Below are 22,206 nucleotides of genomic sequence, written 5' to 3'. Positions count from 1 at the left end.
AGAAGGATTTAGCGTGCGAGCGCCGGACGCAGCGACAGCGCCGCCAGCCGCCGCTTGACCGCGAGCTTCAGCGTTTTCAGCCGCAGTAGCCGGAATGGATCGGCGCCGCGCCGCCGCGCTTCGCGCCGCGCCGCCTCGTCCAGCTGGCGATGCAGCAGGGTCAGCCGATAAAGATTGGGATTAAGCGTCATGAACTTGGGCCTCCTGATTGAAAATCAAGCAGGTGACGCCGATGCCGGACCCGGGTTTAAGGGGGGAGGTAGGCCCAGAGCATCGGTGTCACCCGATGCGGTCCGACATCACGTGGCGGGAAAAATCCCGCCGACGCCAGAGGGGCCCGGCCCGCACGAGACCGATCTAGGTGGGGCATGTGACGGTTTCAAGACCGGCGATGTCATATTGGCGCGAATTCTGTGCGGCACGGCGCCGTCGGCACCGCATGCACCGGGGCGACCAACTAAACATTAGAGCGGGACCCCGGATAAAGACCGAGGCGACGAAACGAGGGCGGCCTTCCTCGTTTCGTCGCCTCGGTCTTGATCCGAGGGCCCGCTAACCACGACGGGAACGGAAAGACAAAGCGGCCCCCAGGGGGTCAAGCCCTGGGGGCCAAAGTTGGGAGGGGCATTGTCGGCGCGCGCTGTCTACAGTTTTGCGGGGGTCATTTGGCGTGAGAGGGGGTATCTTCGTCATCCCCGCCCGGCCCAAGCGAACCTGACCCTAGACAGTTGCTATGCTGGCGCTGAGTTGTACCGCGGTTGAAACTCGCTCGCGATCAATCGATTCGATTGAACTGCGTGGTCTCCAATTTCTGACGATTGTCACTGGACCAAACGATCGTCTCTGTCATGGACTTCAGATCTTTGGCAACGGTGTAGACCCGCGTCGACACCCGGGTGCCGGCCTTGCCCAATGTCATGACCAATGTGTCCGGCGCCGGCTGACGCAGGGCAACGGTGTCGATGAAATCCATATTGCCGCTGATTGGCACAGGGACGCCATCAAGCCTGGCCGTGGATTCTGCGTGCCTGCTGGAGCCATCTGGCGCGATGATTTCGACGAGCGTTGTCCATTTCCCGTCCGGCGACGCGCGAAAAGTCATAGTTACCCGTTGCGGTCGCTCCTTCGCTGGCATCAGCGACGCGTCCAGCGACCAGCTTCCAACCAGCGGCAACGGCTTGGACGCTGCGCTGTAAACGGCGGAGGGTATTCCGACCTGATCGGTGGAAGGGGCTGTGACCATGATGCCGGCGGCGATCATAGGTATTGCGATGAGCATGACGATCATTCCTTTCGAACCGCGAACCCCAATGGTTGCGGCATGCCCCAGGTTTTTCACCCTGATGGCCTGTCTCGGAAGATCGATTTTTTCGTCACAAGTTTTTTGGGGGTCCAAAAGGCGCGCCAGTTCGCGGCTGCTGCCGACGCCCGTTTTACGACGGGCAGCGCGCAGACGCTCGTTAATCGAAGTTTCCGAGCGGCCTAGTCGCGCTGCGATTGTCTTAACCGTATGCCCTGCGACCAACAGGCGCAGAACTTCCATTTCCCTGTCAGTGAGACATTCGGTCAGACCGAGAGCAGATTCATTAGCAGACATGTCTTTTGCTCACCACAGCCTCACGGGCAGGTCCATCCCAATTTATTTGGGAAATGGCAGCGCGGCCAGTTCGGGCGAAGAGAGAATGGGGCGATGGAGACTTCCCGGCTCGCGTCCCTGCTGTCGGTGCCCTCCCTCCGCCGGGTTTCGCGTCTATCGCTACTTCTGCCCCATCAACTTCATCGTCATCGCCGTCAGCGCCTCGGTCGCCGTCGCGATCACTGCGGGGGCGTCGGGCGCCCAGAAGGGGGAGTGCAGGCTCGGCAGGGTCCGGCCCTCCTTTTTCGCCGCATCATATTCGGCCTGCGGGACGCCGCCGACCCAGATGATCAGGCTTTTGATGTCCTTGTCCTCGCGCGCGAAACGGCCGAAATCTTCCCCGCCCATCACCGGGGGCACCTGCACGACGCGCTTGTCGCCAAAGCTGGTTTTCAAGAACGCCGCCATTTCTTCGGTGAAATCGGGGGTGTTGAAGGTCGAAGGGGTGAACTCGTCCTTGGCGACGGTCACCACCGGCATCTTGTCCTCGGGAAGCCCCGCCGCAATCGCTTCGCCCTTCGCGATCCGTGCGATGCCGTCGAGCAGGTGGTTGCGAACCTCGTCCGAATAGCTGCGTACGGTCAACTGCAAACGCGCCTCGTCCGAGATGATATTATGCTTCGCCCCGGCGTGGAAGCTGCCCACGGTCACGACCGCGCTGTCGAGCGGGCTGATCTCGCGCGAGACCAAGGTCTGCAACGTCGATACGATGCGGCTGGCCAGCACGATCGGATCCTTGGTCGTCTGCGGATAGGCGCCATGGCCGCCGACGCCCTTCACCAAAATATCGACGCTATCGACATTGGCCAGCGCATAGCCCGGCGTATAGCCGATCACTCCGGCGGGAAACTGCGCCGCGTCGTGGAACGCCAGCGCATATTGGGGTTTGGGAAAGCGGGTATAAAGCCCGTCCTCCAGCATCATCCGCGCGCCCGCGCCGCGTTCCTCGGCGGGCTGGCCAATCATGACCAGCGTCCCCGACCAGTTCGCCTTGTTCGCCGCCATCAACCGCGCGACGCCGACCCAAGCGGTCATATGCGTGTCGTGGCCGCATGCGTGCATGACGCCGGTCTCGACTCCCTCTGCGGTGGTCACGCGCACCTTTGACGCGCCGGACAGCCCGGTCTGTTCGGTCACCGGCAGACCATCCATATCGGCGCGGACCAGCACGACTGGCCCCGGGCCGTTCTTCATCACCGCGACAATGCCGGTGCCGCCGACCTTTTCGGTCACCTCAAACCCCAGCTTGCGGGCCTCCGCCGCCAGGATGCCCGCCGAGCGCACCTCCATGAAGCTGAGTTCCGGGTTGGCGTGCAGATCGTCGTAAATCTTCATCAGCGAGGGCATCTGCTTCTGCACTTCGCCGCCGATTTGCTGCGCCGCCGCCGGGGCGGTGACCGACAAGGTGAGCGCCAGTGCCGCGGCGCCTGTCCATAATTTCCGCATCGTTTTTCCCCTGTACCAAACTCTCATGAGCTGAACCTAATCCGTTCGTGTCGAGCGAAGTCGAGACACCCCGCCGCGTAGCGCGCCCGAAGCGTGTCTCGACTTCGCTCGACACGAACGGGACATATGCATTGTTTCAATCGAACGTCAGCCCGCCGGGACCAGTTCGATCACGTCGAGCAAAGATTCATACGCCGGCGCTGGAAGTACCAGCCGCCAGCGGTTGTCGCCGATCCGTTCGACCAGCCCCGCCATGTCGCGCATCCGGTCGCTGCCATAATTGACCGCCATCTTCTCGTCGCCCAGTTCGAGCGTGCCAAGGAAAATCTGGCGTTTCAGATTGTCGGGAAAGATCAAACCGACGGGGCGCTGCGACCCGGTTAGCTTGGTCAGGCTCGATAATCCCTGTTCGGTCGCCACGCGGCAGCGGAACCACCCATAGGCTAAATAACTCGGCCCGCTGAGCCCCTTGGCGCCGACCTTGATCGTGCGGCAGCGATAATCACCCGGGGGCATATAGGCGTTGGGCAGCGCCGCCATCGGTTGCAGGAGCACCCCTTCGCGGTCGATGTCGGCGCCATGGCCCTTGGCGCGCGCGTCGGCCAGCGCCGCTTCCCAGCTAGCGTACCAGCCGCGAAGCCGTGCCTTGTCCTGATCGGTCGCGGTCGCACGCCAGCTGCCCGTCGCGGGTGGCTCGTCGGCGGCCGACGGCGGCAGTGCCGGCACCACCGGTACTGACTGGCACGCGCCAGCGGTCAGCCCCAGCAAAAGGGCGAAAATTACCTTGGCGCGACCCATCATTCTCCGTCTCTCCCCTGGTCCGGTTGCGTTAACCTTAGGAGGGCAAAGGAGAATGCTCAAGGCTCGCGGCGCATTAGGCCGCGGTCCACCCGCCATCGACGCTCAGGTTGGCGCCGGTGATGTTCGCCGCCTCGTCGCGGGTCAGGAACGACGCCAGCGCCGCGACCTGTTCGACCGTCACGAACTGCTTGGTCGGCTGCCCCGCCAGCAGCACGTCGTTGATCACCTGCTCGCGCGTCATCCCGCGCGCTTTCATGGTGTCGGGAATCTGCCCCTCGACCAGCGGCGTCCAGACATAGCCGGGGCTGATGCAATTGGCGGTGATCCCCGCGTCGGCAACTTCCAGCGCGACGGTCTTGGTCAGCCCGACCAGCCCGTGCTTCGCGGCGACATAGGCCGATTTGAACGGCGAGGCGACGAGCGAGTGCGCCGACGCGGTGCCGATGATCCGCCCCCACCCCTTTTTCCGCATCCCCGGCACCGCGTGGCGGATCGTGTGGAATGCCGACGTCAGGTTCAGCGCCAGGATCAGATCCCATTTCTCGACCGGGAAATCCTCGATCGGCGACACGAACTGCGTCCCGGCATTGTTCACCAGGATGTCGACCCCGCCCATATCGGCATCGGCGCGCGCGAACATCGCGGCGATCGCATCGACCTTGGTCAGGTCGGCGCCATCGTACAGTGCCTTGCCGCCGCTCAGCTGCTCCAGCGCAACGCGCTCGGCCTCGATCGCCGCGGCTTCGCCGAACCCGTTGATGATCACATTCGCGCCCTCGCTGGCCAGCGCCTTGGCAATGCCCAGCCCGATGCCCGATGTCGATCCGGTGACGAGCGCGGTTTTTCCTTGCAGACGCATGTTCAAAGTTCCTTTTGGTGGGAAAGTGTCAGGTGATATCGGGTTCGATTTTCGGCTTCAACATATTGGCTTGCAACGCGAAACTGCCCGAACGGCCCTCGGCGATACTTTCCGCGAGCAAATGACCGTCCTTCATCGCCGCCTCGACCGCTTCGTGACCCAGTGCCCAATTGACCTCCATCGTCGAGCGCGAAAATTCGAAATCGCGCGCGCCCGTCTGCCATTTGGGCGGCTGATGGATCAGCTGGACGACATTGAGCGCCTTGCAATCGACCATCCTCTTGACCGCCTTCACCTCCGGCAGATCGGCCATGCTGGGCGGCAGTTTTGCCAACATCCGGTCGATCAACTGATGCTCCTTGCGCCGCCGCACCAGCCCGTCCGAAATCCGCCGGGTGCGGCTGGAATAGCGAATGTCCTTCTCACGTGACCACGCCTCTTCCATGTCGTGCGGTCGATCGCCGCGCGCGGGGAACAGATCGACCTGGAACACCAGCATATCCTCATGCGCCGCATCGACCACATGCTCGAGCGGAGTGTTCGACACCAGCCCGCCATCCCAATACCATGTCCCGTCGATCTCGACCGGCGGCAGCCCTGGTGGCAGCGCGCCCGACGCCAATATGTGCCGCGCGTCGATCGTATCGACCTTCGTGTCGAAATAGCGGAAATTCCCGGTCTCGACCGCCACCGCGCCGACCGACAGCCGCACATTGCCGTTGTTCACCCGCTCCCAGTCGACCAGCCGGCCGAGCGTCTCGACCAGCGGCTTGGTGTCGTAAAAGCTCACGGCCTCGGGCGTCTGCCGCTCGGCAAAGCTCGGCGGCGGGAAGCGCGGGGTGAAAAAGCCAGGAACGCCGAACGCCATGACCTGTCCCGCTGCGGCCATATGAGCCCATTCGCGCGCCCAGTCGTTGTCGGGGACCGGCAGCGACGGCATCGCCGACGACACCCCGTTCCAGAATTCGCGCAGCTTGCCCACGGCAGCGTCGCGCGGATTGCCCGCTATGATCGCGGCGTTGACCGCACCGATCGAAATCCCCGCAACCCAGTCGAGCTCGATGCCCAGATCGATCATCGCTTCATAGACGCCCGCCTGAAACGCGCCGAGCGCGCCCCCGCCCTGCAGGACGAGCACGACGAGGTCGGGAAGCGGAAGCGCTGCGGGAGCGGCACGGCGTGGCATGGAACGGGAGTCCTCTGGTTCGCGTCAGCGAGATTGGTGCGTCGCAGCATAAACCATTGCAAAGGCTTCGTCCAACGCGAACCCCCTTCCAATTGCCCGTCGCTGCTGTAACTGTCGAAATGAAACGGACACTTTAGCGGCGGAGGGCCATATGCGCCTCGACGATTATGATCCCGGCGACGACATTCGCGACCTCGGCCGCGGCGGGGGCGGCGGCTTTGGCGGGGGTGGCGGTGGCCTCGGCGGCTTGCTCATCGGCTTCCTGCCAATGCTGCTCGGGCGCAAGATGGGCTGCGGCACCATCCTGCTGATCGGTGCGGCGGCGTTTTTCCTTCTCGGCCCCGGCGCCAATATGCTGAGCAGCGGTGGCGGTAGCGCCGATCCGATGGCGGATAGCCGCGGCGGCGCGAACGTCGCCTGCGACACCGCTTCGGAACGCTTCGCCTGTAACGTGTTCGGGTCGACGCATACCGTGTGGGAGGGGCTAGTCAGCGGGTATCAAAAGCCAACGCTCAACTTCTTCACGGAACGCAACAGTTCGGCGTGCGGCGCAGCGCAAGCCGCCATGGGGCCATTTTATTGCCCCGCCGATCAGGGCGTCTATCTCGACACCAGCTTCTTCAACGAGCTCGAACAAAAATTCGGCGCCGCGGGTGATGCCGCTCAAGCTTACGTGATCGCGCATGAAGTCGGCCATCATATCCAGACGATCAGCGGTATTTCGAACCAGGTCCGCCAGGCGCAGCAACGCGCCTCGCAGGCTGAAGGTAATCAGCTGCAGGTCCGCATGGAATTGCAGGCCGACTGCTACGCCGGGGTCTGGGCCGCGCGCGCCAAAACCGCGGCGGGCCAGCCGGTGATGGAGGCGGGCGATATGGAAGAAGCAATGCGCGCCGCCAATGCGATCGGCGACGACACGCTGATGCGGTCGGCGGGCCAACGCCCGGTGCCGGAAAGCTTTACCCACGGGACCAGCGAGCAGCGCATGACATGGCTGCGCCGCGGCCTGCAATCGGGGGACCCGCGCCAGTGCAACGCTTTCGACACCGCCATCTGATCGCGGCGCTTGCGGCTGCGGTCACCGCGACGCCCGTCGCGGCGCAGACGCTGTATGTCGAGGCCGGACGGTTGATCGACGGCGTCACCGCCGACGTTCGCACCGGCCAGTGCATCACGATCGAGTCCGAGCGGATCAAGGCGGTCGGGCCATGCGGCGCGACCCCCGCTGGCGCCACGCGGCTCGACTGGTCGGCTTTCACCATCCTGCCCGGTCTGATCGACCTGCACACCCACCTCGCCGATCTGGGCCAGAGCGCCGATCTTGCAGCACCGATCAAGGCGTCGCCCGCCGAAACCGTCCTCGTCGGCGCGCGCAACGCCCGCGTCACACTGGACGCGGGTTTCACCAGCGTGCGCGACGTCGGCACCTATCGCGGCCTCACCGACGTCACCCTCCGTAAGGCGATCGAGCACGGCGACGTGCCGGGACCACGGATGTGGGTCGCAGGCGCCTACCTCACCATTCCCAAGGGCGGTGGCGAATTGAACGGTGTGGTGCCCAACGAGGAACTACCTCCCGACCTGCGCCTCGGTGTCGCCGCGACGCCCGAAGAAGCTGCGGCGAAGACGACATATTTGCTCGACCATGGCGCCGATTTCATCAAGACCATTGCCACTGGCGCAGTGCTCGCGATGGGCACCGAGCCGGGCGCCCCCGAACTGACCGTCGAACAGCTGCGCGCGATCGTCCGGGTCGCGCACGCCCGCGGCAAAAAAGTCACCGCCCATGCCCATGGTGCCGAGGGCATTCAGAACGCGATCAACGCCGGGGTCGACAGCATCGAACATGCCAGCCTGGCCGACGAGGCGACGCTGCAACTGGCCAAGAAGCACGGCACCTGGCTCGCGATGGACATCTACAACGGCGATTATATCGAGAATGTCGGCACCAAGGAGGGTTGGCCTGCCGAATATCTGCGCAAGAACCGTGAAACCACCGACGCGCAGCGCGCCGCCTTCCGCCGCGCCGTCGCACTGGGGGTCAATATCGGCTTTGCGACCGACGCCGGGGTCTATCCGCATGGACTCAACGCGCGGCAATTCCGCTATATGGTCAAATATGGGATGACCCCGATGCAGGCGATCCAGTCCGCCACGGGCCGCGCCGCAGTCGAGATGGGCCGCGAAGATGTCGGTGCCATCGTGCCGGGCCGCTATGCCGATATGATCGCGGTCAAGGCCGACCCGCTCGCCGACATTGCCGCGCTCGAGAAGATCGATCATGTCATGAAGGGCGGCACGATCGTCCGCTAGCCACCCTAATACTCGACGATGATCCGGATTCTGTCGACGCTTAGGCCCGCGGCGCGTGCGATCTGTTCGCGACTGCGCCTGATGAGTTCCTGAATGTCCTCCGGCGGCGCTTCGTCCAACAGGTCAGATGCCGGTGCAATCGCGCTTTTCAGTTCCACTGCGCTCAGTGTCGCGGGCGACACCGGCCCTTCGAACTGGCACCCGAACAGCCGCCCGCTGGCCCAGATGACCACCGCGGTGATGTCGCCGGCGTGCGGCAATTCGATCTCGATCCGGTCGCAGGCCGCCAGCTTGATATCGCTTTCAAACAGCAGCCCGGTGCCAGAGATATTGTGGATCTGCACCTCGACGCCGGTACCGTCGGGTTTTACCCCGCGAGCGAGCAGACTGAGTTTTCGGCGCACGTCCTGACGCTGGTCGTCGCCGGACGCCGCGGGAAGAAATTGTCCGAAAATGGCCATGGGCCATTGGTGGAGTTGGCTGGTTAAAAGAAGGTTAGCGGGACCAGGAAAAGACGGCGTCCGGCGCGAATTTCCTGACCCCGGCCTCGATCCCTCACCGACGGCCCCCGGACGGCAGCGCGCTGCGACGGCAAATGACGAACATGCTTGAACGCCTTCGCTACGCCGCTACACCGCTTTCATGCGAAAACATATCCTGACCAGCGCAATCGCGCTCGCCGCCGCCCTGTCCACTCCCGCATTTGCCCGGCCGATGACCGAGGTCGATCTGGCAACGCTGAAACGCGTCGCCGCGCCGACCGCGTCGCCCGACGGCCGCTGGGTGGTGTTCCAGATGACCGAGACCGCGCCCGAGAACTACAAGCGCTCCACGGGCCTGTGGCTGGTCGACCGAAATGCGAAGGACGCTGCGCCGGTGCGCGTTGCCGATACTGCCGAGAAGAATGAGAGCGCTCCCGCGTTTCACCCCGACGGCAGCCTCTATTTCCTCTCTAACGCCTCGGGTAAAAGCCAGGTGTGGAGGGTCGATCCAAAGGTCGGCGGCGCCGCGGCGCAGGTCACCGACACTGCGGCCGATGTCTCGGGTTTCAAGATTTCGCCCGACGGCAAGCGCCTCCTCGCGTGGGGCGACATCCCGCGCGAATGCACCGACTTCGGCTGCGATGCGAAGGATAAGGGTGCGCTGCCCGGCCCCGGCACCGGCCGCCTGTACAAGGATGGCGCGGGATTCGTGCGCCATTGGGACAGCTGGGAAACGCCCGGCACCTATAGCCGCCCGTTCGTCTTCAACCTCGACGGCGGCAAGGCCAGCGTCGCGCGCGCCGTTGACGGCGGGCTGATCGGCGACAGCCCCTCGAAACCCTTTGGCGGTGGCGAAGAACTCGCATGGGGCGCCGACAGCCGCACCGTCTTTTTCACGCTGCGCAAAGCCGACAAGGACGAGCCGACCTCGACCAACCTCGATATCTACAGCTGGCTGGTCGACAGCCGCATGATGCCGCAGAACCTGACCGCGGACAACAAGGCCACCGACACCCTGCCCACCCCCTCGCCCGACGGCCAATGGCTGGCCTATGCCGCCATGGCGCGCCCGGGCTATGAGGCCGACCGGCAGGTGCTGATGCTGCGCGACCTTTCGACCGGTGAAACGCGCAAGCTGACCGACGCATGGGATCGTTCGGTCGGCTCGATCGCTTGGGCCGCCGACGGCAAATCGCTCTATGTCACCGCGCAGGACGTGCTCGACCATCCCGTATTCCGGGTCGATGTGAAGACGGGCAAGGTCGCCAAGCTCAAGGCCACCACCGAAGCCTATGAGGGCAATATCGGCGACGTCACCCCGCTGCCCGGTGGCGCCCTGCTCTATTCGCGCAACAGCATCGCGGTGCCGACCGACCTCTGGACGCGCGATGCGAAGGGCAAGGTCACCCGCCTGACCGACGTCAACCGTGCCCAGCTGGCCGAGATCGATCCCGTTGACGCCAAAAGGTTCAGTTTCAAGGGCGCCAACGGCGACACCGTGTGGGGCCAGATCGTCAAGCCCGCCGATACGAAAGGCAAAATCCCGGTCGCCTTCCTCGTCCATGGCGGGCCGCAGGGCAGCTTTGGCAACAGCTGGTCGACGCGCTGGAACCCCCGCCTGTTCTCGGCGCCGGGCTACGCCGCGGTCAGCGTCGATTTCCATGGCTCGACCGGTTACGGACAGGCTTTCACCGACAGCATCAATCAGGATTGGGGCGGCAAGCCGCTCGAAGATCTCAAGCTCGGCCTCGCCGCGGCGGGGGCGCAGGACGCCAATGTCGATACCGCCAACGCCTGCGCGCTCGGCGGTTCCTATGGCGGTTACATGATGAACTGGATCGCGGGCAATTGGCCTGACGGCTTCAAATGCCTGGTCAACCATGCCGGCGTATTCGACCTGCGCGCGATGGCGTTCGAGACCGAGGAAACATGGTTCGACGAGTTTGACCATGGCGGCCCCTGGTGGCAGCGCGCCGAGGGCGAGAAATGGAACCCGGTGAACCATGTCACCAAGTGGAAGACTCCAATGCTGGTGATCCACGGCGAAAAGGACTTCCGCATCCCCTACAGCCAGAGCCTTGCGGCATTCCATGCGTTACAGCGGCAGGGCGTCGAGGGCGAATTGCTGGTGTTTCCCGATGAAAACCACTGGATCCTGAAAGGCCAGAACAGCGTGCAATGGTATCAGACGGTGTTCGGGTGGATGGGCAGGTATTTGAAGAAGTAATGGCGTGTGCTCCCGCGAAGGCGGGAGCCCATCGCCGGTCGGTTCGAATTTGACCCACAGGAGATGGGTCCCCGCCTTCGCGGGGACACGGGTGTGTTTGATTGCGCGTGGGTTCCCCCTTGCCGCGCCGCACCATGGCTGGCAAAGCGCGGCGCATTATGCCGATGGAAAAAACATTCGATCCCGCCGCGATTGAGGCGAAATGGGCCACTGAGTGGGAAAGCCGCGGGCTGTTTCGCCCGCATCGCCCCGACGCCACCCCCTTTACGATCGTCAACCCGCCGCCGAACGTCACCGGCGCGCTGCACATCGGCCATGCGCTCGACAACACATTGCAGGACGTCCTCGTCCGCTACGAACGGCTGCGCGGCAAGGATGCCTTGTGGGTCGTCGGCATGGATCATGCCGGCATTGCGACGCAGATGGTTGTCGAGCGCCAGTTGGAGGCGCAGCAGGACAAGCGCACCAACTACAGCCGCGAAGATTTCATCGACAAGGTTTGGCAGTGGAAGGCGGAAAGCGGCGGCCAGATCACCGGCCAGCTCCGCCGCCTCGGCTGCTCGATGGACTGGTCACGCGAACAGTTCACAATGGACCCGCATTTCACCCGCGCGGTGGTCAAGGTGTTCGTCGACCTCCACAAAAAGGGACTGATCTACCGCGACAAGCGGCTCGTGAACTGGGATCCCAAGCTCAAGACAGCGATCTCGGACCTCGAGGTCGAGACGCACGAGATCCAAGGCGGCTTCTGGCACTTCAAATATCCGCTCGCCGACGGCGTGACGCTCGATGACGGCCGCGACTATATCGAAGTCGCGACGACGCGCCCCGAAACGATGCTCGCCGACATGGCGGTCGCGGTGCATCCCGACGATGCCCGCTACAATAGCGTGATTGGCAAGGATATTCTCCAGCCGCTCACCGGCCGCCGCTTCAAGATCGTTGCCGACGAACATGCCGACCCCGAACTCGGATCGGGTGCGGTGAAGATCACCCCGGGGCATGATTTCAACGACTTCGACGTCGGCAAGCGTGCAGGCTTCAAGCCCGGCGAGATGCTCAACATGCTCGACGGCGACGCGAACGTCATCCAGACCAGCGACGGGCTGATTCCGGACGAATTTCTCGGCCTGCACCGTTTCAAGCGCGACGGCATCGACGGCGCGCGCGAGCTGGTCGTGCAGCGGATGAAGGAAGCGGGCTTCCTGATCCCCCACACCGACAAGGACGGCAACGCGCACGACGCCGAACCGCGCACGATCCAGACCCCGTTCGGCGACCGCGGCGGCGTGGTGATCGAACCCTGGCTGACCGACCAATGGTATGTCGACGCCGAAACGCTGGCGCAGCCGCCGATGGCGGCGGTGCGCGACGGGCGCATCAACATCGTCCCCAAGACTTGGGAAAAGACCTTCTTCAACTGGATGGAAAATATCCAGCCCTGGTGCGTGTCGCGCCAGCTGTGGTGGGGTCACCGGATTCCGGCTTGGTATGGACCTATCAAAATGGGTGACCGTGAAACTGAGGAACACCCAGCGCTCGTCGAAGGGCGCAAAGTTTTCGTCGCCGAAAGCGAAATCGAGGCGCTAGCGGAAGCTCGAAATTATTATGGTGAGGGGTTCAATGTACTCACCAGCGACGATCCGCCCTACCAACTTCCTACTTCCGCTGGGGATGTTGGTTTCCGTTCGAAAACTACCGGAGACGATCTAGAAGTTGTCGTTCTCCATCGCGACCCCGACGTCCTCGACACCTGGTTTTCGTCCGCCCTCTGGCCGTTCGCCACCCTCGGCTGGCCCGAGAACACTGATCTCGTCAAACGCCACTACCCCAATGACGTTCTCATCTCCGGCTTCGACATCCTTTTCTTCTGGGATGCGCGCATGGCGATGCAGGGGATGGAGTTCATGGGCGATGTGCCGTGGAAGACGCTCTACCTCCACGGCCTCGTCCGCGCGCCCGACGGCGCGAAGATGTCGAAGTCGAAGGGCAATGTCGTCGACCCGCTCGGGCTGATCGACCAATATGGCGCCGACGCGCTGCGCTTCTTCATGGCGGCGATGGAAAGCCAGGGCCGCGACATCAAGATGGATGACGCGCGCCTCGCCGGATACCGCAACTTCGCGACCAAGCTGTGGAACGCCGCGCGCTTCTGCGAAGCCAATGGCATTTCCGCCTCGACCACCCTTGAAGCCCCTGCGGCTACCCTGCCCGTCAACCGCTGGATCATCGGCGAAGTCGCCGCGACCGTCACCGCGATGGAAACCGCCTTCGCCGCCTATCGCTTCGACGAGGCCGCGAACGCGATCTACAGCTTTGCCTGGGATCGCTTCTGCGACTGGTATCTGGAGCTGATCAAAGGTGCGATCGACGACGAAACGAAGGCGGTCGCAGGCTGGGTGCTCGACCAGATCCTCGTCATGCTCCACCCGTTCATGCCCTTCATCACCGAAGAGTTGTGGACGGGGCTTGGAGACCGTGCGGACTACCCGCTGATCACCGCCAAATGGCCGGAGCCAAACGCGACGCGCGACGCTGAGGCAAGTGCCGACATCGACTGGCTGATCAAGCTGGTCAGCGAATTGCGCGGTGCCAAGGCCGAACTCGGCCTGCCTCCCGGCGCCCGCCTCACCGCGCATTTCCCCGCATCGCTCAAGGGCCGCACCGACAAGCTTGCGGCGCAGCTGGACCGCCTCGCTCGCCTTGAAACCGTCAGTTTCGACCGCGCACCCGCGGGCGCTTCGGCGCAGCTTGTGGTCGAGGGCGAAACGATCACCGTCCCCCTCGAAGGCGTCATCGACATTGCCGCCGAACGCGACCGCCTCACAAAGGCGCTCGCCGCCGCAGCAAAGGAACGCGACGGCCTGGCGGGCCGCCTGAACAACCCGTCGTTCGTCGAGCGCGCCAAGCCCGAGGCGGTCGACAAGGCGCGCGCCGATCATGCTGCGAAAGAGGCCGAGGCCGACCGCCTGACCGCCGCTTTGGCAAGGCTGGGGTGAGCGATAACGCCCATTCCTCCCCCCTTGCGGGGAGGCGGCAGCCCGAACGGCTGACCCCTTCGGTCCTCCCCGGAACGGGGGGGTGGCGCGCCGAAGGCGTGACGGAGGGGTCGCAGCCTCTCGCCAGTATGCCGCTATTTAAGACCGAAACCTTGCTGCCCCTCCGCCCCTCCGGAGCACCTCCCCGTTCCGCGGAGGAATGAAGAAGTGACCGGCGAACCTGTCACCCCTACCCCCGTCGCGGTCGCCAGCGACCCCGCATCGGCGCCGCTCCCCCCGCGCCAGACCGCACGCGGCGGGATGGACCTGACCAGCGGGCCGATCGCCAAGACGCTGATCATCTTCGCCCTCCCGACGCTCGCCTCGAACGTCCTCCAAACGCTCTCCGGCTCGGTCAATTCGATCTGGGTCGGGCAGTTTCTGGGCAACAGCGCGCTCGCCGCAACCGCCAATGCCAACATCATCATGTTCCTGATGTTCGCGACCTTTTTCGGGTTCGGCATGGCGGCAACGGTGCTGATCGGGCAAGCGATCGGGCGCGACGACATCGATGCGGCGCGGCGCGCGGCGGGGGGTGCGGTCGGCCTTGCGGCGCTCTTCTCGCTGGTCATCGCGCTCGTCGGCTGGTTTACCTCCGACGCGATCCTGCGCCTGCTCGAAACCCCGCCCGAAGCCTTTGCGCTGGCGCATGATTATCTCCGTGTCACCTTTGTCGCGATCCCCGCCAGCATGCTTTCGGTGACGCTGATGATGGCATCGCGCGGCGCCGGTGACGCGGTGACGCCGCTGCGCTTCATGGTGCTGATGGTCGTCATCGACATCGTCCTGAACCCGGTGTTGATCCTCGGGCTCGGCCCTGTTCCGCGCCTCGGGATCGCGGGCAGTGCGCTCGCGACCGCGATCGCCGGGACGATCAGCCTGATCGGGATGATCCTTTGGTTCTATGCCAAGGACCACCCGCTCCGCCTGCGTGGCCGCGAACTCGCCTATCTGGCGCCCAGCTGGCGCGAACTGCGCTTCATCATCGCGCGCGGACTGCCAATGGGGGCGCAGATGCTGGTGATTTCGGGTGCGGGCCTCGTCATGGTCGGGCTGGTCAACCGCGAGGGGCTCGTCACCGCCGCCGCTTATGGCGCCACGCTCCAGCTGTGGAATTACATCCAGATGCCCGCGCTCGCGGTCGGCGCCGCAGTCAGCGCGATGGCGGCGCAGAATATCGGCGCCAAGCGCTGGGATCGCGTCTCAACGATCACCAACAGTGGCATTGCCATCAATCTGGCAATGACCGGGGTGCTGATCGCGCTGCTCCTGCTGTTCGATCGCGCCGCACTTGCGCTGTTCCTCGGCAGCGGCAGCGAGGCGATCGAGGTGTCGCGCCACATTCAATATATCGCGACCTGGACCTTCTTGCCGTTTGGCACCACCATCGTCATCATCGGCACCCTGCGCGCCAATGGCTCTGTCGTGCCGCCGCTGATCATCCTGGCGCTGTCGATGTTCCCGATCCGCTTCGGCATCTATTATTTCGCCTATCAAATCCTCGGCGCCGACGCGATCTGGTGGAGCTTCCCGCTCTCGTCGCTCGCCTCGCTCGCGATGGCTTGGGCGGTCTATCAGCGCGGCGGCTGGCGCCGCGCGCTGCCGCAACCGGGCGCGCGATAGACGCGCGGCTTTCGACCAATGCGCACCGGCCTTCGACTGGCGGCCCGCTGTCTGCTATCCTCGACGCCGGTTTTGACGCTAAAGCAGGCGCAATGAACATGACCCTTCGCAAAGACGCGCTGCGCGACCAGCGTGCAAAGATGTTGGCGGCGGCGCCCGACTGGCGCGCATCGGACGCGCGCGTCAATCCGCGCGTCGCGATCGGATCGATCATCGCGATGTGGCTGCTCTATTTTCTGATCACCACGGGGCTCGGCCTGCTCACCGGCGTACCCGACCAATGGCCGTCGGCAGCGCGCCGCGGCCTCGTCGTCGTCGCCGGCATATTGTGCACCTTCGTCCTCTATCAACTGCTCCAGCGCGCCCAGCCGCAAAGCTTTGGCGCGCGTCTTGCCGCGGCCTTGGGCGCCGCGGTGCCACTGGTCATCGTCTATGCATCGGTCAATCTGCTCGTCTTCTATTACTGGTTTCCTGTGTCGGAAGCGGCAAAGATCATCGAAGAAATGCAGGCAAAATTCCCTGGCGCATGGGAAACCGTGCTGATCCTCGACAGTTCGATCCGCTGGTATTTTTTCTTCGCCGTGTGGGCGGCGCTGTACGTCGCCTTTGGTTATGCCAGCGAGATGCAGGCGGTCGAACGGCGCGCCAATCATTTCCGGCTCGAAGCCAAAAACGCGCAGCTGCGCGCGCTGCATTATCAGGTCAATCCGCACTTCCTGTTCAACACGCTCAATTCGCTGTCAGCGCTGGTCATGCGCGGGTCAAAAAGCGAAGCCGAGACGATGATCATGAATCTGTCGTCCTTCCTCCGCTCCAGCCTGGCGATCGATCCCGAGCAGCTCGTCAGCCTTGAGGAAGAGATCGCGCTGCAACGCCTGTATCTCGACATCGAACAGACGCGCTTCCCCGACCGCTTGCAGGTCGAGGTAACGATGCCCGACGAGCTGAAAAATGCGTGCGTCCCGGTGCTGATCCTGCAACCGATTATCGAAAATGCGATCAAATATGGCGTTGCGCCGACCAAGGGCAAAATCGCGATCCGCCTGCACGCCAGCGCCGAATATGGGCTGCTGGTGTTACGAATCGATAACGACATCGATGCCAAGGCGCCCGCGCCGCCTTCGGGTACGGGCTTAGGACTCGGGAATGTCCGCGAACGACTGCTCACGCGCTACGGCCCCACCGCCGGGTGCGAATGGGGACCATCGGACGATGGCGGCTTTGTCGTGTCGCTGTGGTTGCCGCTGTCCCGGGAGGCTCGCTAAGCCATGATCCAGACGCTGCGCACCCTGATTGTCGATGACGAACCGCTGGCGATCGAAAGGTTGCAGATATTGACCGGGCAGCAGGACGGCGTGTCGCTGGTCGGCACCGCCAGCGACGGTGCCTCGGCGCTCCGTATGGTCGACGCACTCGCGCCCGATCTTGTGCTCTGCGACATCGCCATGCCCGACCTGAACGGGCTCGAAGTCGCCGCCGCAATCGATCGGCTCGACAACCCGCCCGCGGTGATCTTTGTCACCGCGTTCGACCAATATGCGGTCGCCGCGTTCGATGTTGCGGCGGTCGATTACCTGCTCAAACCGGTTTCGCCCGACCGCCTTGCCCGCGCGCTGACCCGGGTGCGCGAGTGGCGCGCCACCGAACGGGCGCCGAGCCAGAAAAGCAAATGGATCAACGAATTCTGGGTCCAGAACCGCGGCGAGATGCTACGCGTCGATGCAGCTCAGGTCGATCTGATCGAGGCCGAGCGAGACTATATGCGGCTCCACGTCGGCGCGCGCAGCTGGCTGATTCACCAGACGATCAAGTCACTGGAAGCGCGAATGAACCCTGACCAGTTCCTGCGCATTCACCGCTCGAAAATGGTGCGCCGCGACGGCATCGTCGGGCTGAAGCATCACGGCGACGGCGCGTGGAGCGTCGACCTGGGTGACGGCGGGGTCCATCGTATCGGCCGCACCTATCTTCACGACGTCAAGGCGATCATGAACGCTTGAATCGAAAAAGGCGGCCATGCCCGGGCATGACCGCCTTTTTTTCGGTGGGAGCGCGGTCAGGGCGCCGAAACCCGGATCGTCGGGTTGCGATCCGCCAGACGTGTACGGTCACCATTGAGGAGGCTTGCCAGTTTGAGGTCGGCGTCGGCCATCGTCACCTTTTCGCAATGGTCCGACTTGGCACGCTCGTTCAGCGACACGCGGTGATGGGGGCGGCTGTTACATACGGTGCGCACCGCGTCCTTCACGCGGAAATTGAGTCGTTCGCGTCCCTCGACGCTAGCGAGGTTGAGATCGTTGTAGCGCACAACGACCGTGCGCCGGTCAATATCGTCTTCGGCCGCGGCCGGGATGCTCAGGCCGATACACGCGATTGGCGCGCTCAGCAGGATCAGGGATAATTTCGCCATGGGGGAGTCCTCTTCTGGGGATGATGCGGGACACGAAGGCTTTGGACCGGGGAGACCAAAACCTCCGCATCCCGCAAGCTGGTGATACCCCCTAGACGTCATCAGAATCGCGTTTGGATCGATCGGCGCAGACCGCGGCTCGATTATCGGACGAAAGCCGTTCATCCATCGACGAACGGGCGACTGGCAGGTAATTTCATGACGTCGAGCTTGCATCCGACCCCCACACATGGCCAAATCGTGCCATGCCAAAGAAATTATCTTTCGCGCCGAGTCGGCATAGCGGCGCACGACTGTTCCGCTGGTCCGCCTTGGCATTCGCAGGCGTTGTCGGGGGCATGCTGCTGGGCGAGATGGCGGCGGGAAAGCGACTGGGTAGCGGCGCAGCCGAAGGAACACCCTATTCACACCTCAGTGCCAATCCCGACGCCAGCGCGCCCGTCATGGGCGGCGCGACACCGTGCCTCGCCTGCCCGGACAGCTACGGCGTCGCCGCACGCTTGCGCGCCGAGCGCGAAAGCCGGATGAGCAACGAATTTCGCGATCTCGGCGCGGTCGATCTTGATCTGCGACCGCTCAGCGAACCCGACAATGACGGCTATCGCTATGGCGGGCGCTTCCCCGACCCGCCCCCAAGCGAGGCAAGCGGCCAAATTCCGGACGCGCAGCTCGCCTCCGCCAGCGCGGATGACGATGCGCCATTCGCTGTGGAACCGTCGGCGCTACCGACCGATTATTGATCGTTTAGCGCGGCTTGGGCGCAGGCGCGGCACATCGGGTTGTATCGCCCGCCTTACACGCAGCGGCGTCGGCCTCCCACTTCATCCGCTCCTCGGCCGACATTGCAGCGACCCGCGCTTTCTCTGCTTCATAGGCTGCGGTTTCCTCGGCAAACTCAGCTTGGTCGTGCGCGACCTGCTGCGCCACCGCCGAGACTTCCTGCTGATAGGTGGTTGTCTCCGCCTTCGCGCGCGACGCCTGTTCCGCGTTCAGACGCGCGGTGTTGGACCGTTCTTCCGGCGTGGTGCCGTCGGGCAGCTTTTTCGCAGGCGCGTCCACCGGTGCCGCGGGGGCTGTTTGCAGCGCCAAAGCGCTCCCCGAACTGATCAGCGCCAACGCGCTTGCCGTCGTCAAAATCATCCTGGTCATAAAAGTCGCTCCTGCAATCAAATTGTCCGCGGGTCCAACGCCTGGTCCGAACGGGCGTTCCCGGCCCAGATTGACCCGGGCACGGGCAGGCTTCATGCTGGTTAGCCGTACCATGTTCGATCGGCCCGTAAATTGCCAGCATCGCCGAAACTTTCGCTCAATCGCCCGGTGTTCTTTTTGCCGCTCGCGGTTCTGCTCGCCGCTGTCGTGCTCAGCCTATGGCAGGGCGCCGCCGTGCTGGCCGCCGAAACCGCCATCAACGACTGGATCCTGCGCTATTTCTCTCCGCTGTTCGCATGGGCGGGAATGGCCTTTCTGGCATTGCTCGTCGTCATTGCGCTCACTCCGTTCGGCGCCAGGATCATCGGAGGGGCCAACGCAAAGCCTGTTCTGTCCCGCTGGCGCTGGTTTGCCGTCACCCTTTGCACGACCATCGCCACCGGTATCCTGTTCTGGGGCGCCGCCGAACCTTTGTTCCACCTCAACGCTCCGCCCGCGATGCTTGGACTACAGCCCGGCAGCGACGCCGCGGCAACCTTTGCGATGTCAACGATGTTCCTGCACTGGACGCTGACGCCCTACGCCATCTACACCGTCGCCGGACTCGCCTTCGCGCTCGTCTATTACAACCTCCGCGAGCCGTTCAGCCTGTCGTCGCTGTTCGTTCCCCTGCTGGGCGAGCGCGCGCACGGCCCGGTCGGCACCGGCGTCGACATCATCTGCCTCTACGCGCTCGTCGCCGGCATGGCCGCGTCGATGGGCGCGGGCATCCTCGCACTGGCGGGCGGGATCGAGGGGATCGGCGGCTTCGTCGGCGGCACCCCGCTGCGCTGGGCCATCGCCGCGGCGATCGTCGGCAGCTTCCTGATCTCCGCGGCGACGGGCCTGCAAAAGGGCATTGCCGGTCTGTCGGTGCTCAACACCTGGCTGTTCTTCGCAATCATCGCCTTCGTACTGCTCGCGGGGCCGACGGCGCAGATGTTCGGCCTGTCGCTGCGCGGCGGTGCCGCCTATTTCCAGACCTTCATCCCCCGCAACCTCGGCCTCGACGTCGATACCGCCTGGCACCGGCAGTGGACGATCTTCAACTGGGCCAACTGGTTCGCCTGGGCGCCGGTGACTGCGCTGTTCCTTGGGCGTCTCGCCGTCGGCTACAGCGTGCGCGCCTTCATCCTCTACAACCTGATCCTGCCATCGTTGTTCGGCGCGGTGTGGATGACCGCGATCGCGGGGGCCACCATCGCGCTCGACCAGCAGAGCGGCGCGAGCCTTTACGCGATCCTGACGGCGCAAGGACCGGATCCGGTGCTGTTCCGGCTATTCAGCGCGCTGGGCGGCGGCTCCGGGGTTGCCGCGATCGTTTTGTTTGCGATCTTTCTCTCTTACGTGGCGGGCGCAGATGCCAATGTCTCGGCGATGAGCGCGCTATCGACGCGCGGCATTACCCCCGACGCTCCCGAAGCTCGGCTTGGGGTGCAAGCGGTTTGGGGCATCACCGTTGGGCTGGTCGCGCTGGTGCTGGTCGCGAGCGGCGGCATCGACGGCATCCGGATGATGTCGGTGCTGGGCGGCTTTCCCGCGCTGTTCGTGATCATCGGCGCGGCGCTATCGCTGACCGCCATGGCAGTACGGGGACGGCACGACGCCGCCCCCGCCCGGTCCTGAGAAAGGGGCCTCAGGACTTACCGATCTTTCGAGCACCATGTGAAGGCGGCGAAGCCTTGTGAACCATGGTGGGACGCCGCCGCATTGCGAGCGACGCCTGCGCGTCCTATCTAGCAGGCAATGCCGGGCCGAAACGCCACCTTGCGTCACAAGAACAAATCTGGAACATACTTCTCCCATGAGTCTTACCCACATTTCCGTGCGCGGCGCGCGCGAGCACAATCTTAAGGGCGTCAATGTCGATCTGCCGCGCGACGCGCTGGTCGTCATTACCGGCCTGTCGGGCAGCGGGAAATCGTCGCTGGCATTTGATACCATCTATGCCGAGGGGCAGCGGCGATATGTCGAGAGTCTGTCGGCCTATGCCCGCCAGTTCCTCGAGATGATGCAGAAACCCGATGTCGAACATATCGACGGCCTGTCCCCCGCGATCAGCATCGAACAGAAGACGACATCGCGCAACCCGCGCTCGACCGTCGCAACCGTCACCGAAATCTATGACTATATGCGTCTGCTATGGGCGCGCGTCGGGGTGCCTTATTCGCCGACCACCGGCGAACCGATCGCTGCACAGACGGTCAGTCAGATGGTCGACCGGGTGATGGAACTGCCCGAAGGCACCCGCGCCTATCTGCTCGCCCCCGTCGTGCGCGGGCGCAAGGGCGAATATAAAAAGGAACTGGCGCAATGGCAGAAGGACGGCTTCACGCGCGTCCGCATCGACGGCGAATTTTACGAGATTGGCGAGGCGCCTGCACTCGACAAGAAGTACAAGCATGACATCGAAGTCGTCGTCGATCGCATCGCGGTGCGTGAGGGGCTCGGCACACGGCTCGCCGACAGTTTCGAGACCGCGCTGAAACTCGCCGATGGTCTCGCCTATGTGGATCTAGCCGATGGGCCGGTGCCGGGGCGCGAAGGCGAGGACAGCGGCGGTGCGATGAAGGGCGCAGGCATCCCGGCCAATCGCCTGATCTTCAGCGAGAAATTCTCTTGCCCGGTCAGCGGCTTCACGATCGCCGAGATCGAACCGCGATTGTTCAGCTTCAACGCCCCGCAGGGCGCCTGCCCCGCATGCGACGGCCTGGGGGAGCGGCAGGAATTCGACCCCGACCTCGTCGTTCCCAACCATGCGCTATCCCTGAAAAAGGGCGCGATCGTGCCTTGGGCGAAATCGAACCCGCCCTCGCCTTATTATATGCAGGTGCTGGAAAGCCTGGGCAAAGCCTATGGTTTCGACCTGACCACCCCGTGGCAGGATCTGCCCGGCGAGGTGCAGCTGGTGATCCTCTATGGCAGGGGCGGCAAGCCGGTCGAGCTGACCTTCAAGGACGGGCGCCGCAGTTATACGACGCTCAAGGCGTTCGAGGG

Annotated in this window: 18 protein-coding genes and 1 pseudogene; 10 read left to right on the top strand and 9 right to left on the bottom strand. The window is 64.1% G+C overall.

The genetic code is table 11. The features are described 5' to 3' along the window. Nucleotides 1–8: 8 nt before the first annotated feature. From B4F07_RS13390 to B4F07_RS13365, 6 genes are all read right to left on the bottom strand, one after another. A complete protein-coding gene (locus tag B4F07_RS13390) occupies nt 9–191 on the bottom strand; it encodes a hypothetical protein (protein ID WP_120216033.1) in 183 nt (60 codons plus the stop codon). Nucleotides 192–775: 584 nt separating this feature from the next. After that, nucleotides 776–1,597: a helix-turn-helix domain-containing protein gene (locus tag B4F07_RS13385; protein WP_293697373.1), complete on the bottom strand. Its 822-nt coding sequence runs from the start codon at nt 1,595–1,597 to the stop codon at nt 776–778. 159 nt (nt 1,598–1,756) lie between these two features. Beyond that, nucleotides 1,757–3,082, bottom strand: a complete 1,326-nt coding sequence (locus B4F07_RS13380) for an amidohydrolase (protein ID WP_293697375.1) — start codon at nt 3,080–3,082, stop codon at nt 1,757–1,759. Nucleotides 3,083–3,229: 147 nt separating this feature from the next. Next, nucleotides 3,230–3,883 carry a DUF4893 domain-containing protein gene (locus tag B4F07_RS13375; protein WP_293697377.1) on the bottom strand — a complete coding sequence of 218 codons (654 nt, stop codon included), beginning with the start codon at nt 3,881–3,883 and terminating at the stop codon, nt 3,230–3,232. A gap of 73 nt (nt 3,884–3,956) precedes the next feature. Beyond that, nucleotides 3,957–4,742 carry a 3-hydroxybutyrate dehydrogenase gene (locus tag B4F07_RS13370; RefSeq protein WP_293697379.1) on the bottom strand — a complete coding sequence of 262 codons (786 nt, stop codon included), beginning with the start codon at nt 4,740–4,742 and terminating at the stop codon, nt 3,957–3,959. A gap of 28 nt (nt 4,743–4,770) precedes the next feature. Continuing rightward, nucleotides 4,771–5,928 carry a patatin-like phospholipase family protein gene (locus tag B4F07_RS13365; RefSeq protein WP_293697381.1) on the bottom strand — a complete coding sequence of 386 codons (1,158 nt, stop codon included), beginning with the start codon at nt 5,926–5,928 and terminating at the stop codon, nt 4,771–4,773. Nucleotides 5,929–6,079: 151 nt separating this feature from the next. On the opposite strand from B4F07_RS13365, the gene ypfJ reads away from it, so the two are divergent. Beyond that, nucleotides 6,080–6,985, top strand: coding sequence for a KPN_02809 family neutral zinc metallopeptidase (gene ypfJ / locus B4F07_RS13360; RefSeq protein WP_293697382.1), 906 nt, complete (start codon nt 6,080–6,082; stop codon nt 6,983–6,985). Then, a complete protein-coding gene (locus tag B4F07_RS13355; protein WP_293697384.1) occupies nt 6,958–8,241 on the top strand; it encodes a metal-dependent hydrolase family protein in 1,284 nt (427 codons plus the stop codon). Before ypfJ ends, B4F07_RS13355 begins: the two co-directional genes overlap by 28 nt. A 5-nt stretch (nt 8,242–8,246) precedes the next feature. Here B4F07_RS13355 and B4F07_RS13350 read toward each other — a convergent pair whose 3' ends face one another. Beyond that, the gene (locus B4F07_RS13350; protein WP_293697386.1) at nt 8,247–8,702 is read right to left on the bottom strand and encodes a PilZ domain-containing protein; all 456 of its coding nucleotides are present in this window, start codon (nt 8,700–8,702) and stop codon (nt 8,247–8,249) included. A 181-nt stretch (nt 8,703–8,883) separates the two neighbouring features. Here B4F07_RS13350 and B4F07_RS13345 point away from each other — a divergent pair, with 181 nt between their 5' ends. The 5 genes from B4F07_RS13345 (at nt 8,884) to B4F07_RS13325 (ending at nt 17,611) form a co-directional block, all read left to right on the top strand. Next, nucleotides 8,884–10,950, top strand: coding sequence for an alpha/beta hydrolase family protein (locus tag B4F07_RS13345; RefSeq protein WP_293697388.1), 2,067 nt, complete (start codon nt 8,884–8,886; stop codon nt 10,948–10,950). A 158-nt stretch (nt 10,951–11,108) separates the two neighbouring features. Beyond that, entirely contained in the window at nt 11,109–13,949 is a 2,841-nt protein-coding gene (locus B4F07_RS13340; protein ID WP_293697390.1) for a valine--tRNA ligase, read from the top strand. Nucleotides 13,950–14,249: 300 nt separating this feature from the next. Further along, the gene (locus tag B4F07_RS13335; protein WP_293697517.1) at nt 14,250–15,611 is read left to right on the top strand and encodes an MATE family efflux transporter; all 1,362 of its coding nucleotides are present in this window, start codon (nt 14,250–14,252) and stop codon (nt 15,609–15,611) included. A 98-nt stretch (nt 15,612–15,709) separates the two neighbouring features. Then, nucleotides 15,710–16,876, top strand: a complete 1,167-nt coding sequence (locus B4F07_RS13330; protein ID WP_293697392.1) for a sensor histidine kinase — start codon at nt 15,710–15,712, stop codon at nt 16,874–16,876. A gap of 3 nt (nt 16,877–16,879) precedes the next feature. Beyond that, nucleotides 16,880–17,611 carry a LytR/AlgR family response regulator transcription factor gene (locus B4F07_RS13325; RefSeq protein ID WP_293697394.1) on the top strand — a complete coding sequence of 244 codons (732 nt, stop codon included), beginning with the start codon at nt 16,880–16,882 and terminating at the stop codon, nt 17,609–17,611. Between the two features lie 56 nt (nt 17,612–17,667). Here B4F07_RS13325 and B4F07_RS13320 read toward each other — a convergent pair whose 3' ends face one another. Continuing rightward, nucleotides 17,668–18,021 carry a UrcA family protein gene (locus B4F07_RS13320; RefSeq protein WP_293697396.1) on the bottom strand — a complete coding sequence of 118 codons (354 nt, stop codon included), beginning with the start codon at nt 18,019–18,021 and terminating at the stop codon, nt 17,668–17,670. A gap of 338 nt (nt 18,022–18,359) precedes the next feature. Here B4F07_RS13320 and B4F07_RS13315 point away from each other — a divergent pair, with 338 nt between their 5' ends. Next, nucleotides 18,360–18,761, top strand: coding sequence for a hypothetical protein (locus B4F07_RS13315; RefSeq protein WP_293697398.1), 402 nt, complete (start codon nt 18,360–18,362; stop codon nt 18,759–18,761). A gap of 4 nt (nt 18,762–18,765) precedes the next feature. Here B4F07_RS13315 and B4F07_RS13310 read toward each other — a convergent pair whose 3' ends face one another. Beyond that, on the bottom strand, nt 18,766–19,170 hold the full coding sequence (locus B4F07_RS13310) for a hypothetical protein (protein ID WP_293697400.1): 405 nt from the start codon (nt 19,168–19,170) through the stop codon (nt 18,766–18,768). 168 nt (nt 19,171–19,338) lie between these two features. Between B4F07_RS13310 and B4F07_RS13305 the strand changes: the two genes are divergently transcribed. Together B4F07_RS13305 and B4F07_RS13300 are read left to right on the top strand one after the other, a co-directional pair. Then, nucleotides 19,339–20,835 (top strand): BCCT family transporter, encoded by a 1,497-nt coding sequence (locus B4F07_RS13305; RefSeq protein WP_293697402.1) that lies wholly within the window; start codon nt 19,339–19,341, stop codon nt 20,833–20,835. A gap of 178 nt (nt 20,836–21,013) precedes the next feature. Then, nucleotides 21,014–22,206 (top strand): annotated as a pseudogene (locus tag B4F07_RS13300) (excinuclease ABC subunit A); the annotation flags it as partial.

Source organism: Sphingopyxis sp. UBA6723, assembly GCF_002454115.1.
Taxonomy (GTDB): Bacteria; Pseudomonadota; Alphaproteobacteria; order Sphingomonadales; family Sphingomonadaceae; genus Sphingopyxis.
This window is presented reverse-complemented; position numbering and strand designations above follow the sequence as displayed.